The organism is Streptomyces tateyamensis (assembly GCF_003205575.1).
Taxonomy (GTDB): Bacteria; Actinomycetota; Actinomycetes; order Streptomycetales; family Streptomycetaceae; genus Kitasatospora; species Kitasatospora tateyamensis.
In genome coordinates this window covers 1-16,202 of sequence record NZ_PYBW01000137.1, presented here as the reverse complement: position 1 = coordinate 16,202, position 16,202 = coordinate 1, and the positions used below count along the sequence as shown (strand labels likewise).

General features: G+C 73.7%; 11 protein-coding genes and 2 pseudogenes. 7 read left to right on the top strand and 6 right to left on the bottom strand.

What is annotated here, in order from left to right; genetic code table 11:
• Window positions 1-181 precede the first annotated feature (181 nt).
• The 3 genes from C7C46_RS29155 to C7C46_RS29145 all read right to left on the bottom strand — a co-directional run bounded on the left by C7C46_RS29155 (window position 182) and on the right by C7C46_RS29145 (window position 2,288).
• The gene (locus C7C46_RS29155) at window positions 182-1,222 is read right to left on the bottom strand and encodes a hypothetical protein (protein ID WP_110672920.1); all 1,041 of its coding nucleotides are present in this window, start codon (window positions 1,220-1,222) and stop codon (window positions 182-184) included.
• A complete protein-coding gene (locus tag C7C46_RS29150) occupies window positions 1,215-1,760 on the bottom strand; it encodes a ParH-like protein (protein ID WP_220040715.1) in 546 nt (181 codons plus the stop codon). The genes C7C46_RS29155 and C7C46_RS29150 overlap by 8 nt, the downstream gene beginning before the upstream one ends.
• An 81-nt stretch (window positions 1,761-1,841) precedes the next feature.
• Window positions 1,842-2,288, bottom strand: a complete 447-nt coding sequence (locus tag C7C46_RS29145; protein WP_110672919.1) for a helix-turn-helix domain-containing protein — start codon at window positions 2,286-2,288, stop codon at window positions 1,842-1,844.
• A 201-nt stretch (window positions 2,289-2,489) separates the two neighbouring features.
• On the opposite strand from C7C46_RS29145, the gene C7C46_RS29140 reads away from it, so the two are divergent.
• The gene (locus C7C46_RS29140; RefSeq protein WP_181442592.1) at window positions 2,490-2,771 is read left to right on the top strand and encodes a hypothetical protein; all 282 of its coding nucleotides are present in this window, start codon (window positions 2,490-2,492) and stop codon (window positions 2,769-2,771) included.
• Between the two features lie 236 nt (window positions 2,772-3,007).
• A complete protein-coding gene (locus C7C46_RS29135) occupies window positions 3,008-6,118 on the top strand; it encodes a SpoIIE family protein phosphatase (protein WP_110672918.1) in 3,111 nt (1,036 codons plus the stop codon).
• A 29-nt stretch (window positions 6,119-6,147) separates the two neighbouring features.
• Here the strand turns inward: C7C46_RS29135 and C7C46_RS29130 are convergent, their stop codons facing one another.
• The gene (locus tag C7C46_RS29130; protein ID WP_110672917.1) at window positions 6,148-7,656 is read right to left on the bottom strand and encodes a fatty acyl-CoA synthetase; all 1,509 of its coding nucleotides are present in this window, start codon (window positions 7,654-7,656) and stop codon (window positions 6,148-6,150) included.
• 284 nt (window positions 7,657-7,940) lie between these two features.
• Between C7C46_RS29130 and C7C46_RS29125 the strand changes: the two genes are divergently transcribed.
• Window positions 7,941-11,417 (top strand): S8 family serine peptidase, encoded by a 3,477-nt coding sequence (locus tag C7C46_RS29125; RefSeq protein WP_245985138.1) that lies wholly within the window; start codon window positions 7,941-7,943, stop codon window positions 11,415-11,417.
• An 84-nt stretch (window positions 11,418-11,501) separates the two neighbouring features.
• Window positions 11,502-12,401 carry a deoxyribonuclease IV gene (locus tag C7C46_RS29120; protein ID WP_245985135.1) on the top strand — a complete coding sequence of 300 codons (900 nt, stop codon included), beginning with the start codon at window positions 11,502-11,504 and terminating at the stop codon, window positions 12,399-12,401.
• Window positions 12,402-12,445: 44 nt separating this feature from the next.
• On the opposite strand, the gene C7C46_RS29115 is transcribed toward C7C46_RS29120, so the two are convergent.
• Entirely contained in the window at window positions 12,446-12,886 is a 441-nt protein-coding gene (locus C7C46_RS29115) for a hypothetical protein (protein WP_110672915.1), read from the bottom strand.
• 241 nt (window positions 12,887-13,127) lie between these two features.
• Here C7C46_RS29115 and C7C46_RS34480 point away from each other — a divergent pair, with 241 nt between their 5' ends.
• Together C7C46_RS34480 and C7C46_RS29110 are read left to right on the top strand one after the other, a co-directional pair.
• Complete coding sequence (locus tag C7C46_RS34480) at window positions 13,128-13,313, top strand: hypothetical protein (RefSeq protein ID WP_146259249.1); 186 nt, start codon at window positions 13,128-13,130, stop codon at window positions 13,311-13,313.
• A 142-nt stretch (window positions 13,314-13,455) separates the two neighbouring features.
• Window positions 13,456-14,417 (top strand): annotated as a pseudogene (locus C7C46_RS29110) (replication initiator).
• Between the two features lie 302 nt (window positions 14,418-14,719).
• Here C7C46_RS29110 and C7C46_RS29105 read toward each other — a convergent pair.
• Window positions 14,720-15,106: a winged helix-turn-helix domain-containing protein gene (locus C7C46_RS29105; protein WP_245985132.1), complete on the bottom strand. Its 387-nt coding sequence runs from the start codon at window positions 15,104-15,106 to the stop codon at window positions 14,720-14,722.
• A gap of 352 nt (window positions 15,107-15,458) precedes the next feature.
• Here C7C46_RS29105 and C7C46_RS29100 point away from each other — a divergent pair.
• Window positions 15,459-16,184 (top strand): annotated as a pseudogene (locus tag C7C46_RS29100) (replication initiator); the annotation flags it as partial.
• Between the last annotated feature and the right edge of the window lie 18 nt (window positions 16,185-16,202).

Genomic DNA, 16,202 nt, shown 5'->3' with positions numbered 1-16,202 from the left:
CCCGCCCCGCCTGCCGGGGCCCCCGCACCTGCCCGAACTGTCCCACCTCCCGGACATCCCCCACCTGCCCGAGCTACGCCACCTGCCGGACCCGCACGAGCCCGAGTTCCGCCACCTCGCGCAGCCGCCGCAGCTGCCGGAGCCCCCGGACCTGCCCGAATAGGCAGCCGCCGGACAGGCGCTAGTCGCAGGCGGCGCGGGTCCGACCGCGGACCTCCGCCACCGCCGGGGCGTGCGCGAAGGCGCCGGCCACCCGGAGCAGCCAGGCCGCCTCGGCCGCCACCGTGCCGGTCACGGGCACCGGTTGGGGCGCCCGGCCCGCAGCCGGCTCACCGGCCGGGCGGCGTCCGGCCCGCCGGGTCTCCAGCGCGGCCGCCAGCAGTGCGGACCAGAGCGGCTCCAGCGCCCGGTGCTGCCGCCGGGCCCGGTGCTGGCGCAGCGGTGTCCCGAGCCGCCGGCTCCACCGTGCGCCGCCCCAGACCGTGGCGCTGGCGCCGCCGACGGTCAGGGCCGCGCAGAGCGCGCCGAGCACGAGCGACGGAGTGTCCTCGCCGCCGCTCTGCCGACCGTGGGCCAGGACGGCCGCGATGTCGTCCACCGTCCACAGGCTCCACCCCACGCCGAGTACCGCGGCCGCCCGCATCAGCCGCAGGCCGGTGCGCAGCAGGCCGGGAGCCGCCCGCCCGGTCTGCCGGGTGAGCACCGCGCCGAGCACCCACAGGCAGGCCACCGCGTACCCGGCGAACAGCGTGTCGTACCCGGCCAGCAGCCAGCGCCCGCTGCCGCGCACCTCCAACTCGCCGCCGCGGGCCGCGATGTGCGCCGCCCCGAAGAGCGCCGCCATGGTCACCGGCACGGCCAGCGCCGCCAGTTGATGGACCCGCAGCCGCCCGCGCAGCCGCCGCCCGTCGGCCGGCGCCCCCAGGTTGCGCGCCTCGAGCGCCAGCGCGATCAGGACCAGCAGGCTCTCCGCCCCGGTGCGCAGCGTGTCGTCGGCCAGCAGCACCGGCTGCTCGCCACCGCTGAGCGCGGACAGCTCGGTCAGCGAGGCCGGGGCCAGCGCGACCAGCGCCACGCCCATGCAGATCCCGAAGGCGGCCACGTACCGGTGCACCGCGTCCTGCGGGCGCATTCGCACCGCGGCGAGCTGCCGGCCGGAGAAGAACAGCAGGAGGGCGCCGGACAGGTAGGCGGCCAGGGCCGCGCCGCCGAGCTCAACCACCGTGCGGCCCGGTCCCGCTGTCCTCGGCCCGCCCGAACACGGCGTCCACCCAGTTGCCCTGCGGGGCGGCCGGGCCGACGCTCTGCTGGGCCCGGTGCAGGATCATCGAGGCGAGCAACTCGGCCTCCCGCTCCTGCGGTTCCCTGTACACCGTGCGGCCCAGCACCCGGGCGACCAGCGCCCCCGAGAGGTTGGGCAGCAGGGTGCGGGCCGCGCTCGCGGCGGCGGGCGCGCTCTCGGGGTGCCCGCAGATCAGGTGGGCGGCCTCGTGCAACAGGATGTGCTGCTGGTGCAGTTCGGTCGTGTCCGCGGCGTACAGGATGCAGTCGGCGGTGTCCGTGGTCACCAGCAGACCGCAGGGCAGCTGCGGCCGGCCGGTGACCGGGACCAGGTCGATCGGCCTGCCGCGCCGCTCGGCCAGCGCCGCGATGAAACGGGCCGCGTCGAACGGCACCGGCAGTTGGAGGGAGTCGGCGACCGTTCGGCAGCGCTCCCACAGCTGCTGCCGCTCCGAGCGCCCTGCCGGGCCGGTCCGCACCGCCGCGCCTCCCCCTCTGCCACCCGCTCGCGGGCCCCTGCCGGTCCAGGTGGCGCCGCCCCCGCGACGCGCCACCCACTGCTACTTCGCGCCGCCTTCGCGCCGTGCGATCACGTCGATCAGGTCGCTGATCGTGCCCACCCCCTCCGGCGACAGGTTGACCGCGCGCAGCGCCACGCTGCGCACCCCCGCGTCGCGCAGCGCGCCGAGCAACTCCAGCTCCTGCGCGATCGCCGCGCCCTGGTCGTCGTCGAAGAAGTAGGCCACCGGCACCTGGAAGAACTGGGCCAGCGCCTCCAGGTGCCGCTTGGTCGGGTTGTCGCGCCGGCCGGTGCGCAACTGCCACAGGTAGGTGGCCGAGAAGGTCTCACCGGTGGCCTCCCGACACGCCTTGGCGACCTCCTCGTGGCTGTACTGCTCCCGGTTGGGCCGGCGGACCACCTGGAACAGGCCGTCGATCTTCTCCGCCAGCGTTTTCGTCGCACTCGCCTCGACGCCGGTCGGCCCGGCGGCGTCAGCTCCCGTCATCCCACACCTCCTGGTCCGCCCACGTGCCGATCCAGCACGCGCGGACCCAGCGATAGATGTCGTTCATGCTAGTTCAGCCGGTGACTGGCTGTCAGCGTTGCGGCCCTTGCCAGCGGCCACTGATCGGAGTTTCATGACCGGTACGGGGTGATGTGCGCCGATTGCCCGACCGGTGGCCGCCCCGACCCAGGGAGTGTCGCCATGATCACCGAACTGGCCGTGGAAAACGTCGAGTTCACTTGCGGGCACTGCTGGCACCGGTGGACCGCGGACTACGACGTACAGCACTACCGCGACGAGGAGGGCGCCGACTGGGAGGTCTTCTCCCGCGCGGGCGTCCCCGCCGCCTCCCCCTACTCGACGGCCGGCGCCCCGGCCTGCCCCGAGTGCCACCGCCACTGGGTCGGCCACCTGACCGGCCGCCACCTGCTCCCCCTGCCCGTCGGCACGCCGGCCCCGAGCGCCGCACGGCAGAACCCGTAGGCCCGCCCCCACGCCAGGCGGTGGCCGAACCGCTCCGCGGCCCGAGCAGCGCGGCGGTATCCGCCAACCGGGTGACCCCCGCGCACCCGTCCCCGCCGCGGTGCGGCCCCGGCCCCGGCGGCCCCCTCACGCAGCGCGACCGCCCGACCCCTGCGCCCGCTCTCCCCACCAGGTCGCGCGCGCCACCCCGGTGGGAAAATGGCACGGCAGGACACGCACTCGGAACGGGTGGCCGCATGGACGAAGTCGAGCGGGAGCCGGGCAGCGGTGACCCCGGCCGTCGCCCCGCGACGGACGGCGAGCCCGGCCGCGTCGACAGCCCCCTGGTGATCCCGATCGCCACCGCGCTGATCCAGGGCGACGGCCGGATCCTGCACTGGAGCCCGGACGCCGAGGCGCTGCTCGGCTACACCGCCGAGGAGGCGGTCGGCGCCCCCGCCGCCCAGATCCTGGCCACCGACGAGCAGCGCCCGGAGGTGCTGGAGCTCTTCCAGGAGATCCTGGCCGGCCGACACTGGTCCGGGGTCTTCCCGGTGCTCCACCGGGCGGGCCACTTCGTCAACCTGGAGTTCCGCACCCACCCGCTGAGCGGCCCGGGCGGCGTGCCGCTGGTGCTCGCGGTCGCCTCCGACGTCACGGTGCTGCGCCGGATCCAGGCCGACCTCGCGGTGCTGGACGGCTTCTTCAACCAGTCCCCGGTCGGCATGGCGGTCTACGACGACCAGTTGCGCTTCGTCCGCCTCAACGAGGCGCTGGCCCAGGTCAACGGCGTCACGGTGGCCGAGCACCTGGGCCGGCGGATCACCGAGATCCTGCCCGGGATCAACGGCACCGAGATCGAGGCGGTGATGCGGTACGTGCTGACCACCGGCGAGCCGGTGCTGGACGCCCGCTCGCACGGCCGCACCCCGGGCGACCCGGGCCGGGACCACGCCTGGTCCGCCTCCTACTTCCGGCTGGAGGACCCGCCGGGCCAGGTGCACGGGGTCTCCTCGACCATCGTGGACGTCACCGACCGCTTCCGCGCCGAGTCGGCCGCCGCCCGGGCCCAGGAGCGGCTCACCCTGCTGGTGGACGCCACCGCCTCGATCGGCACCACGCTGGACCTGCACACCACCGCCCGGGAGCTGGCCGACGCGATGGTGCCCCGGGTGGCCGACCTGAGCGGGGTCTTCGCGCTGGACCGGCTGGTCACCGGGGCCCCGGACGACGGCGTGACCCGGGTGCGCCGGCTCGCGCTGGCCGCCTCCGACCCGTCCTACCCGCGGCAGGTGCTGCCGGTGGACGCGGTCTACGAGGTGCAGGCCGACTCCCCCTACGCCCGGGCGATGACCACCGCCCGCACCGTGGTGGTGCCGTCCTGGGAGCTGCCGGCGCTGACCACCGGCCTGGACCAGGTCTCGCTGCGCCGGTACCTGGGCCGGCGGTCCCGCTCGGTGCGGATCACCCCGCTGGTGGCCCGCGGCACGGTGCTCGGCATGGTGGTCTACTCCCGGCGCGGCGAGCGGGAGTCCTTCGCCGAGGCGGACATCACGCTCGGCGACGAGCTGGCCTCGCGGGCCGCGGTGGCGATCGACAACGCCCGGCTCTACACCCTGGAGCGGGTGGCCGCCGAGGACCGGCGCAAGGCGCTGGACGAGGCGCACGCGGCCACCGGACGCCTGGCGCTGCTCAACGAGGCCGGCGGCCGGATCGGCACCACGCTCGACCTGCCGCGCACCGCCGAGGAGCTGGTCGACGTGGTGATCCCGCGGTTCGCCGACTTCGTCACCGTGGACCTGCTGGAGCCGGTCCTGACCGGCGAGGGAACGCCGGTGGTGCCGGCCTTCGGACCGGCCACCCTGCGGGCGGTGGCGGTCGGCGAGATCGGCACCCACGGGGTGGGCAGCCCCGGCGGCCAGCTCACCGGCGCCGCCGACCCGGTGGGCGGGGTCTCGCAGTCCGCCGCACTGTACGCGCAGAGTCTGCGCAGCGGCCGGTCGATCCTGGTGGCCGAGGTGGACGAGGCGAGTCTGGCCACCATCGTGGCCTCGCCGGACCGGATCCAGCCCGCGCTGGAGTCCGGCATCCACTCCTACCTGATGGTCCCGCTGGTGGCCCGCGGCCGGGTGCTGGGCGGCGCCGAGTTCATGCGGCTGCGCAACAACCCGGAGCCGTTCACCGCGGCCGACGTCGCGCTCGCCGAGGAGCTGGCGGCGCGGGCGGCGGTCTGCATGGACAACGCCCGGCTCTACCGGCGCGAGCGGGACACCGCGCTGACCCTGCAGCGCAGCCTGCTGCCGCAGCAGGTGCACGACCCGCCGGGGCTGGAGATCGCCTACCGGTACCTGCCGGCCAGCTCGCTGACCGAGGTCGGCGGCGACTGGTTCGACGTGGTGCCGCTGCCCTGCGGGCGGGTCGCGCTGGTGGTCGGCGACGTCACCGGACACGGCCTGCGGGCGGCCGCCATGATGGGCCAACTGCGCACCGTGGCACGGACCCTGATCACCCTGGACATGGACCCGGCCCGGGTGCTGCGACGGCTGGACGAGGCCGCGGCCACGGCCGGCGAAGGCGCCGCCGAGGGCCTGTACGCGACCTGCGTGGTGGTGGTGCTGGACCCGGTGGACCTGGTCTGCACCGCGGCCTGCGCCGGGCACGTGCCACCGCTGGTCAGCGCGCCGGACGGCACGCTGACCCTGCTCGAACTGCCGTCGGGCGCGCCGCTCGGGGTCGGCGGGGTGCCGTTCGAGAGCGTGGACTTCCAGCTGCCGCCCGAGGGCCTGGTGGTGCTGTGCACCGACGGTCTGGTGGAGCGGCGCGACCGGGACCTGGACGAGGGGCTGGAGCTGCTGCGGACCACCGTGGCCGAGCAGCACGGCGGGCTGGAGGAGTCCTGCGACGCGGTGCTGTCCACCCTGGTCACCAGCACCCGGGAGGACGACATCGCGGTGATCATGGCGCGGGCCGGGCGGATCGGCCCGGACCGGATCGCCACCCTGGGGCTGACCGGCGACCGGGCGCTGGTCGGCCACGCCCGCCGGTTCGTCCGCGAGACCCTGCACGAGTGGGGGCTGGCCGCGCTGGCGGACCAGGCCGAGCTGCTCACCAGCGAACTGGTGACCAACGCCCTGGTGCACGCCGGCGCCCCCACCCAGCTGCGGCTCTTCCGCAACCAGGCGCTGACCGTCGAGGTCTCCGACGTGGACGGTCACGCGCCGCGGCTGCGCCGCGCCCTGGAGGACGACGAGGGCGGTCGCGGCATGCACCTGGTCAACGAGCTCGCGCACCGCTGGGGCAGCCGGGCCACGCCGCGCGGCAAGCTGGTCTGGTTCGAGCTGGAGCTACCGCTCGGCGCCACCGGCTGAACCACGGCCGAGCACCGCCAGACGGAATGTCACCAGGCGTCCCCCGAGCCGGTCAGCCGCTCGCGCAGGTCGCGCTTGAGCAGCTTGCCGGAGGCGTTCTTCGGCAGCTCGGCAGCGAAGTGCACCGCCTTGGGCGTCTTGTACGCGGGCAGCCGCTCGCGCGCCCAGGCGATCAGCTCGGCCGCGCTGACCTCCTCGCGGGTCACCACCACCGCGGTGACCGCCTCGATCCAGTGCGGGTCGGGCAGGCCGATCACCGCCGCCTCGACCACCGCCGGGTGCCCGTACAGCGCGTCCTCCACCTCGCGGGAGGCGACCAGCACCCCGCCCGTGTTGATCACGTCCTTGAGCCGGTCCACCACGTACACGTAGCCCTCGGCGTCGCGCCGCACCAGGTCCCCGGAGTGGAACCACTCCCCGTCGAAGGCCTCCGCGCTCTCCTGCGGCTTGTCCCAGTACCCGGTGCACAGCTGCGGCGAGCGGTAGAGGATCTCCCCCACCTCGCCGGGTGCCACCTCCGCCCCCGCCTGGTCCACCACCTTGGCCTCGACGAAGAGCACGGTCCGCCCGGCCGAGGTGGGCCGCTCCCGGTGCTCCTCGGGGCGCAGCACCGTGGTCAGCGGCCCGATCTCGGACTGCCCGAAGGCGTTGTAGAACCCCGTCGCGGGCAGCGCCGCACGCAGCCGCTCCAGCACCGGCCCGGGCATGATCGAGGCCCCGTAGTACGCCTTGGCCAGCGCGCTCAGGTCAGCGCCGCGGAACCGCGGGTGCGCCTCGATCGCCGTCCACACGGTCGGCGGCGCGAAGAAGCTGGTGATCCGCTTGCCCGCCAGCCGGTCCAGCAGCTCACCCGGCTCCGGCGCCTGCACCAGCAGGTTCTCCGCCCCCAGCAGCAGGTAGGGCAGCAGGAAGACGTGCAGTTGTCCGGAGTGGTAGAGCGGCAGCGCGTGCAGCGGCCGGTCCCGCTCGGTCAGGTCGAGGGCGACGATCGCCGACAGGTACTCGTGCAGCAGCGCCCGGTGCGTCATCATCGCGCCCTTGGGAGCGGCGGTGGTGCCGGAGGTGTAGAGCAGCTGCAGCAGGTCGGTGTCCCGGACCGTCACCGCGATTTCGGGGACCGGCCCGTGGCCCGCCACCTCCAGCAGCTCGGCGAAGTCCACCGCGGGCAGCGGGGCCAGCGCGGCGGCCCGCTCGGCGTACTCGGTGTCGTGCACCAGCAGCGCGCTGCCGGACTGCTCGGTGAAGTACCGCAGTTCGGCACCGGTGGCGTTGTAGTTGACCGGCACGTGCACCAGGCCGGCCCGGCCGCAGGCCAGGAAGAGCAGCAGGTAGGCGTCGGAGTTGCGGCCCAGTGCCGCGACCCTGCGGCCCGGTCGCAGGCCGCGGGCCAGCAGATGGCCGGCCAGCCGGGTGACGGCCTGGTCGAGCGCCCGGTAGCTCCAGCTGCGGTCGGCGAAGCGCAGGGCCGTCCGCCCGGGGGTGCGGGCGGCCGAGCGGCGCAACGCGTCGGGGACGGTGCTGAGGTGATCGAGGGTCATGTCCTCCGTAATTCCCGTGCGCCGAACGGTTAAGTTCCGATCTTCCTGGGCCGGGCCCGGCGTGGTGGCCTTCGAACACCTGCCATGATCTGCAATTGTCCGGCTATCGGACAGTCGGACCCGTCTGACTGTCATTCATTCTGGCTATTGACCCCTTGTGGTCAGGACGGTGACGCGATGGAATGCGTGAGCTTGTCGGGACGGGCGTTCCAGAGGGCACGCGTGCGTCCGACCCCGGTACGCGCGCTCTGGGCGCGCCCCCTGACGTCTTATCAGACGAAGGGATGTTCATGATCGGCTGGCGCAAGACTCAGCTCGCAGCCGTCACGCTCACCGCCGCGTCCCTGGTGCTCTCCTTCGGGACCAGTGCCAGCGGCGCTCCGACCGCCCCCGCTCCGAACGCCCAGGCGGCGTCGGAGAGCGGCGCACCGGCCCCGGTGATCGTGATCCTCAAGGACCAGCTCTCCAGCACGCCGGCCGACTCCGGCCACCTGGACGCCCGCCGCAAGGCCACCGGTCAGGCCCAGGCCCCGCTGCTCGCCAAGGTCAGGGCGAACGGCGGCACCGGCATCAAGAGCTTCGTGGTCGGCAACGCCTTCTCGGCCACCGTGAGCCCCGCGCTGCGGGCCCAGCTCACCGCCGACCCGGCGGTCGCGGCGGTGATCGCGGACGAGACGGTCAAGGTCGCCCCGCCGGCCGCCAAGCCCACCGCGGCCGACGCCGCCACCGGCAGCGCGCCGGCCAAGGCCGCCACCACCCCGGCGGCCAAGCAGGGCGACGCCCAGGACCCGGGCGCGGTCTGCCCGAGCGACCCCGGCAAGCCGCTGCTGGAGCCCGAGGCGCTGTACACCACGCACACCGAGAGCCGTCCCGGCGCCCCCGGCGCGCACGAGATCGCGGACGGCACCGGCGTCAAGGTCGCCTACATCGCCGACGGCCTGGACCCGAACAACCCGGACTTCATCCGGCCCGACGGCTCGCACGCCGTCGTCGACTACCAGGACTTCTCCGGCCAGGGGTTCTTCGCCCCCTCCGGCGCGGCCGAGGCCTTCGGCGACGCCTCCGCGATGGTCGCCCAGGGCCGGGAGAGCTACGACCTGTCGCAGTTCGTCAACCCGTCCCACCCGCTGCCCCCCGGCTGCACCATCCGGATCAAGGGCATCTCGCCGGGCGCCTCGCTGGTGGCCCTCAAGGCCGGCGGCGACCTGTTCCCGAACTCGGCCATCCTGCAGTCCATCGACTACGCGGTCACGGTCGCGCACGTGGACGTGCTGAACGAGTCCTTCGGCTCCAACGTGACCCCGGACTCCGGTGCGCACGACACCATCTCGCTCTTCAACGACATGGCGGTCGCCGCCGGTGTCACGGTCACCGTCTCCTCCGGTGACGCCGGGATCAACGGCACCGTCGGCACCCCGTCCACCGACCCCAAGGTGATCTCCACCGGGGCCTCGACGGACAACCAGTCGTACGCCCAGACCGGGTACGCGGCCTTCAAGTTCTCCAACGGCAGCTGGGACAACAGCCGGATCTCGGCGCTCTCCTCGGGCGGCATCACCCAGGCCGGGCGCACCGTCGACCTGGTCGCCCCGGGCGAGTCGGACTGGGCGCTCTGCTCGCCCGACACCTCGATCTACACCGAGTGCACCAACTACAACGGCCAGGGCACCGGCGTCCAGCCGTTCGGCGGCACCAGCCAGTCGGCCCCGCTGACCGCGGGTGCGGCCGCCGTGGTGATCCAGGCCTTCCGCGACGCGCACCACGGCCAGTCGCCCACCCCCGAACTGGTCAAGAAGTTCCTCACCGGCACCGCCGACGACCTCGGACTGCCGGCCCAGGAGCAGGGTGCGGGCCTGCTGGACGTGCGCGCCGCCGTCGAGGCCGCGCGCGGCTACCAGAGCCCGTCCGCCGACAGCTCGACGGTGCAGGTGACGACCGGTCAGATCGACCTGACCGGCCAGCCGGGCTCGACCCGCACCGCCGACGTCACCGTGGTCAACACCAGCGCCGAGGCCCGGACGGTCTCCGCCTCGACCCGGGTGCTGGCACCGCTGGGCGACGCGCAGCAGACCGTGCAGCTGGACTCCACCAAGGACCAGCCGTTCTCCTACGCCACCAACGGCGCGCCCTGGGTCGCGCACCTGGTGAAGTTCAACGTGCCGACCGGCGCCGACCGCCTGGCGGCCACCATCGCCTGGCAGGGCAAGGCTCAGCAGGCGGGCAACGCGACCGTCACCCCCGTGGTCCGGCTCACCCTGCTCGACCCGTCGGGCCGGTTCGAGACCAACACCCGTCCGCAGGGCGGCGCGGTCTCGCCGAACTGGGGCATCGTCGACGTCCCGCACCCCGCCGCGGGTGACTGGACCGCCGTGCTCTACACCCCCGCCGGCGCCAAGGGCTTCACCGGCCCGGTGCAGCTGGACACCTCGACCCAGCGCGCGGTGCCGGCCGGTGCGGTCAGCCCGCAGGTGGCCGACCTGGCACCGGGTCAGTCCAAGACCCTCAAGGTCCAGCTGACCACCCCCGCGGCCGGCGGCGACGCCGCCGAGTCCGTGGTGATCGCCGGCTCCGACGGCCACACCACCAGCGTCCCGGTGGTGCTGCGCAGCCTGGTCCCGCTGGCGGGCAACGACGGCAGCTTCACCGGCAGCATCACCGGTGGCAACGCCCGCAGCTTCTCGCCCGCCCAGAGCTTCACCTGGGCCTTCGACGTCCCGGCCGGGCACCACGACCTGCGGGTCGGCCTGACCGTGGCCAAGGACCCGAACCTGGTCCTGCAGGGCGTGCTGGTCAGCCCCAACGGCACCGTGGCCGACGCCGAGTCCAACGCGGTGCTGGACGCCACCGGCGCCGTCACCGGCACCACCGCCGGGGTCTCGGCGACCGCCGTCAACCCGGCCGCCGGCCGCTGGCGGTTCGTGCTCAACGTGTACAACCCGGTCTCCGGGGCCGAGCTGGCCCAGGACTTCACCGGCCGGATCGGCCTCGACCAGGACCGGGCCGACGCGCCCGGCCTGCCGAACTCGGCGGCGACCAAGCTGGCCGCGGGCAAGCCGGTCAACGTGACGGTGACCTACACCAACAACACCGCCGGCGTCCAGCAGGTCCAGGCCGACGGGCGGCTGACCAAGCGGGTCAACCTGCCGCTGGTGCCGCTGGGCACCTCGGCCACCGTGGCGCTGCCGCTGACCACCAGCTCGCTGGTGCCGGGCTTCCTGGTCCCGCCGGGCACCGACCAGCTGACCGGGGTCGCGGCCTCCACCACCAAGGCGCAGTTCGAGCTCTCCGGCCCGACCGGCTCGCCCGACCTGTTCGGTGACCTGACGAAGGCGCAGAACGGCTCGACCATCTCCTCGGTCAAGGCGGGCGCCACCACCGCGCAGCCGCTGGAGCCGGGCTTCTGGAGCACCTACGTCCAGCAGATCGGCCCGTTCGGCCCGCAGGGCGCCCCCGCCGGCAGCAGCACGCTGACGGCCTCCGCGCACACCCTGGCCTTCGACCCGGCGCTGACCTCCAGCACCGGTGACCCGTACGCGCTCGCCTACGACGCGGCGGCTCCGGCCACCTCGCCGGTGACCGTCAAGCCGGGTGACTGCGGCGAGCTGACGGTGACCCTGACGCCGCAGGGCGCCAAGGGCAGCGTGGTGCACGGCGTGCTCTACCTGGTCACGACGCCGGGCGGCACGCAGCTGGCCAACAACGCGATGCAGGTCACCGGGTCGGTGCTGGCCGCCCTCCCGTACACCTACACCGTGGCCTAGTACCTGCCCCACCACGGCGGCCGTCCCCACTGCGGTGGGGGCGGCCGCCGCTGTCGTGGCCGGCGGCTGTGGCACCCTTCCGGGGTGAACCATCGCAATCCCATCGGCGCGCACGTCCCTGTCGCCGGGCGCGGGCTGGTCGGCACCGGCCTGGCCTACAACGACGAGATCGGCGGCGAGGCGGTCCAGGTCTTCGTCGCCAACCCGCGCGGCTGGGCGACCCCGGCCGGCAACCCCGCACAGGACGAGGCGTTCCGCGCGCAGTGCACCGAGCGCGGGATCCCCGCCTACGTGCACGCGCCGTACCTGATCAACCCCGGCTCGCCCTCGGCCGCGACCCGGTCGGCCTCGGTCCTCTCGCTGCGCCACTCGCTGGTGCGCGGCGCGGCCATCGGCGCACGGGGCGTGGTCGTGCACACCGGCTCCTCGATCACCCCCGAGCGCCGCGCCGAGGCGATGGCCCAGGTCCGCGCCGACCTGCTGCCGCTGCTGCGGGAACTCGACGACTCCTCCCCGTACCTGCTGCTGGAGCCCACCGCCGGCCAGGGCGCCTCGCTCTGCTCCCGGGTCGAGGACCTCGCCGAGTACTTCGACGCCCTGGACCACCACCCCAAGCTCGGCATCTGCCTGGACACCTGCCACGTCTTCGCGGCCGGCCACGACCTGGCCGCACCCGGCGGTATGGCCGACACGCTGTCACTCCTGACCGACACCGTGGGCCCGGGCCGGCTGCGCCTGATCCACGCCAACGACTCCAAGGACGTGGCCGGCGCCCGCAAGGACCGCCACGCCAACATCGGCGACGGCCACGTGGGCGCCGCACCCTTCGCCGAGCTGTTCCGGCACCCGGCAACCGTCGGCGTCCCGCTGATCCTGGAGACCCCCGACCGCTCGGCCGCCCCGGGCTTCGGCCACGCTGCCGACGTGGCCCGGTTGAAGGCCCTGCGCGCGGGCGCCTGGCAGGACCTGCGCGCGGGCGCCTGACCCGGCGGCGCCGCAAGGGTTCGGCGGTCAGGACTACGTGGTTTCTACCCACAGGAACCGCTCGGCTCCGCCGCCCGGAGGCTTATCATCACCGCCTCCTCCCACACGGCCACCATCACCGCGAACCCGCCCTCGCGGTGCAGCCACCGCTCCGCCCGCTGCACCGCGTCCTCCCCTGTGAGGTAGTGCGCCAGCCAGTCCGCCTGCAGTTCCCCCAACGGCAGCCGACTCGCCGAACACCACAGCGCCGCCAACCCGTCCACCAGGCGCGCGAAGTGCGCACGGGGCGTGATCCCGCGAACCTCCACCACCACGCCCGCCCCGGCGCTCGCCCGTCCAGGTCCCTGGTGCTCCTCGTCGGTCTGCGCTCGCTGTCCCTGCGCTGCATCCCGCAGGAGGAGCTGACGGCCGCAACCCGTCTGATGCACCGGTGCGGCCTGCTGACCCTGGCCCTGAACGTCGCCGAATCCCTGACGGTCGGACACTACGGCCGCGCTGCTGTCGATACGGTCGCCCCGCTGCTGCTTCTCGGCTGGGGCCAGGTCAGCCCGCAGTTCCTACGCCACTCTCACGCCCTGAGCACGCAGAACCCGGCCGAGGCCCCGTCCCCGGTTCCGGCCGTGCAACACCTGCCGGACCCACATCGCCCGACCCCGCACCGGAACCCGTCTTGCACGGCCCTCCGGGCCGGCGCCTGCCCCGGCTGTGCTCCTTGCCGCTGAGTCCGTGCCCGCTCCCGTGCTGGCCAAACCGACCGCCTCCGCCACGCTCCCGGCCGTCCCCGAGGCCCTGCTGATCGCAGAGACGCACCACGCCGAACAGGGCCAGCACATCACGCCCGGTCAGCTGAAGGGGCGCCTGCGCGTCACGCTGCCGCTGGCCACCACCGCACACGCTCAACTCTCCGCCTGAGCCCCGCCGGCCCCTTCCCCACCTGACCGACCCCACCCGACCGGGCTCGGCTTCCCATGCCCCGAGCAGCACCAACACGCCTTCCTGACTGGCTGGTTGCTGCTCGGGGCCACCCCACCCGACAGAAGGGACACGCCCCGACATGGTCACCCTGGACCTGCGCCACGTGGCAAGCCCCGCCGTGCGGGACCTGATCCACCTGGTCAACCTGCCCGACTTCGACCGCGCACACCAGCAGATCAACCGCCTCGGCGGCTGCACCGAACCCGTACGCCTGCTCGGCCAGACCACCACCATCGACACCGCAACCGGCGAGATACTGCGCTCATACACCACCGCCGACGAGCCCACGGGCAGTCTGCTGACGGCCTGCGGAAACCGCCGCGCCTCGCGCCGCCCGGCCTGCTCCGGCGTCTACGCCGCTGACACCTTCCAACTGATTCGGGAAGGCCTGGTCGGCGGCAAGAGCGAGCCGGACACCGTCCGCCCCCACCCCGCGTGTTCACCACACTCACCGCGCCGTCCTGCGGCCCCGTCCACAACCGCCCCACCGACGCGGGCGGTGTCCTGTGGCCCGGCCGCTGCGGCAAGCGCCACGAACCCGCGGACGCGCTGCTCGGCACACCGCTGGACCCGAAGACCTACGACTACCCGGGCGCGGTGCTGTTCAACGCCCACGCCGGAGCCCTGTGGGCGCGCTTCACGATCTACCTGCGCCGCGAGATCGCCGCCCGGCTGGGCCTGACCCAGAAGGCGGCCCGCGCGGTGCTACGCGTGTCCTTCGCCAAGGTCGCCGAGTACCAGAAGCGCCGCTTGGTCCACTTCCACGCCGTGATCCGCCTCGACGGCCCGGACGGAAGCACCCAGCCACCGCCCCCGTCTGCCACCGTGACCCTGCTCGCAGACGCCATCCGAGCCGCCGCCCGCGTCTCGATCAGAGAATCGGCTCGGACGCGGTCGGGGAACGCGAACTCGCCTGGGGCGAACAGCTCGACGTGCGCGAGATCGGCGCCGACGTGGCCAAGTACGCCACCAAGTCCGCCGACTCCTCCGGCGTTCTCGACCGCGCCCTGTTCTGCCGCCCCTGCCAGGGACGCGGCATGACCCTGACCAGCCACGGAACCCCGCTCACGTGCACCGCCTGCACCGGCACCGGACAGACCCTGGGCGGTGCTGGGGTAAGCAGCGCTTACCCCACAACTTGCTCCCTGCGGGCACCCGGCCGGGCAGTGTTCCGGATTCGGCTTGCTGGCTCCACCGGCACTCAATGCGGGCAACGGCTGAACGCCCGATAACGGGTCGGTCGGCGGCGTTCGGCCAGCTCAGACGGCGGGGCACCGCCTTGAAACTCGTAGAGAAAATCTGGATGCACAGCTCCAGCCCCTGGCGGTCCAGCGGGCGACGGGTCAGCAACCTCGCTCGGTGCCCCCCGCTTCGAGGGCCTCGACGCGGGCACGCAGAGCGGTGAGCTGATCAAGCGTCTCGGCCAGTGCCAGCTCCAGCGCCTTGACGCGCGCCGCCGTCCCTCCGACGGGCGTGTTCCCCGCCTCCCCGTCACCTGAGTCACCCTCGGCGTCGGAGTCGGGGTGTGCGACGAAGGCTCCCTTGCCGGGGCGGGAGATCGCGTAACCGTCCTGCTTCAGCAGGGCCATGGCCTTCTGCACGGACAGGCTGGAGGCCCCGTACTCCGCCATCAACACGGCCTGCGTCGGCAGCGCGTCCCCCGGCTTCAGCTCCCCGGAGCGGATCCGCTCCCGCAGGGCCTCGGCGATGACCTCGAACGTCAGCAACACCGTGCCACCTGCAGGTCTACGTCCCCGCCGCCCCACCGTCACCGCAGGTCACCCCGCTTTCTCTGCGTCTCTACCACCGAAATCCGGCCCGTCCAAAACGGAAGACCGGGGCCACAGTACTCGCGTCCCCACCGCCCACCGAAACAGATGAGGAGGGATGTACTTGAATGCGCGCTTGAAGCGATGCTACCTTCACGCACCGCTGGTGAACACCACCGCTGACCAGGCCAGACGTCCCCGGCCCACCATCCGCGCCCGCCGCCACGCGCACCGTGCCCACGTGCGCCGACCACCCGGGTCACCCCTCAATCGCCTCTCCTCTTCTCCCGACTCCTGCCGGAGGTCTGTCCCCATGCCCGCGCAGCTCCAACTCCCCACCCCCGCAACCACCTCCACTCCCGCCAGCGCGGCGTTCGCCGCACCGGCGCTCACCACCAGCCCCGACACGTCCGCGAACAGGAACTCGGCGCTGGAACGCCGGGCGCGACTGACCGCCAGGCTGGCAAAGCTCGCCGCCGCCGGATACCTCGCACCCCTGGCCCGCCAGATCGGCTCACTGGGCGGCTGCACCCGCCCGATCCGCATGACCGGACACCGCACCCGCCTGGACACCGCCACCGGCCAGATCCTCGACCACCTCGACACCCGCCACCTGCCCGCCGGCGAACTCCTGCTGCGCTGCGGCAACCGCCGCACCACCCGCTGCCCCGCCTGCTCCACCCTCTACCGCTACGACACCTACCAGCTCATCGCCGCCGGACTACGCGGCGGCAAGACCATCCCCACCAGCGTCGCGACTCACCCCCGCGTCTTCGCCACCCTCACCGCCCCCGGCTTCGGCCCCGTCCACAACCAACCCGGCACCACCCCCTGCACCTGCGGCACCCGGCACGCCGACGGCGACCCACTCCTCGGCACCCCGCTGAACCCGCAGCGGTACGACTACACCGGCGCGGTGCTGTGGAACGCCCACGCCCCCGCCCTGTGGGCCCGCTTCACCACCCACCTGCGCCGCGAGATCGCCAACGCCGCCGGACTCACCCAGCGCACCCTGCGCCACCACGCCACGCTCTCCTATGAACCGCTGCGGGTTTGA

Bases quoted from the DNA above. Each gene is read 5' to 3' on its own strand.
- C7C46_RS29135 (WP_110672918.1), top strand. From the start codon at position 3,008: ATGGACGAAGTCGAGCGGGAGCCGGGCAGCGGTGACCCCGGCCGTCGC.
- C7C46_RS29140 (WP_181442592.1), top strand. From the start codon at position 2,490: ATGATCACCGAACTGGCCGTGGAAAACGTCGAGTTCACTTGCGGGCAC.
- C7C46_RS29125 (WP_245985138.1), top strand. From the start codon at position 7,941: ATGTTCATGATCGGCTGGCGCAAGACTCAGCTCGCAGCCGTCACGCTC.
- C7C46_RS29145 (WP_110672919.1), bottom strand. From the start codon at position 2,288: ATGACGGGAGCTGACGCCGCCGGGCCGACCGGCGTCGAGGCGAGTGCG.
- C7C46_RS29130 (WP_110672917.1), bottom strand. From the start codon at position 7,656: ATGACCCTCGATCACCTCAGCACCGTCCCCGACGCGTTGCGCCGCTCG.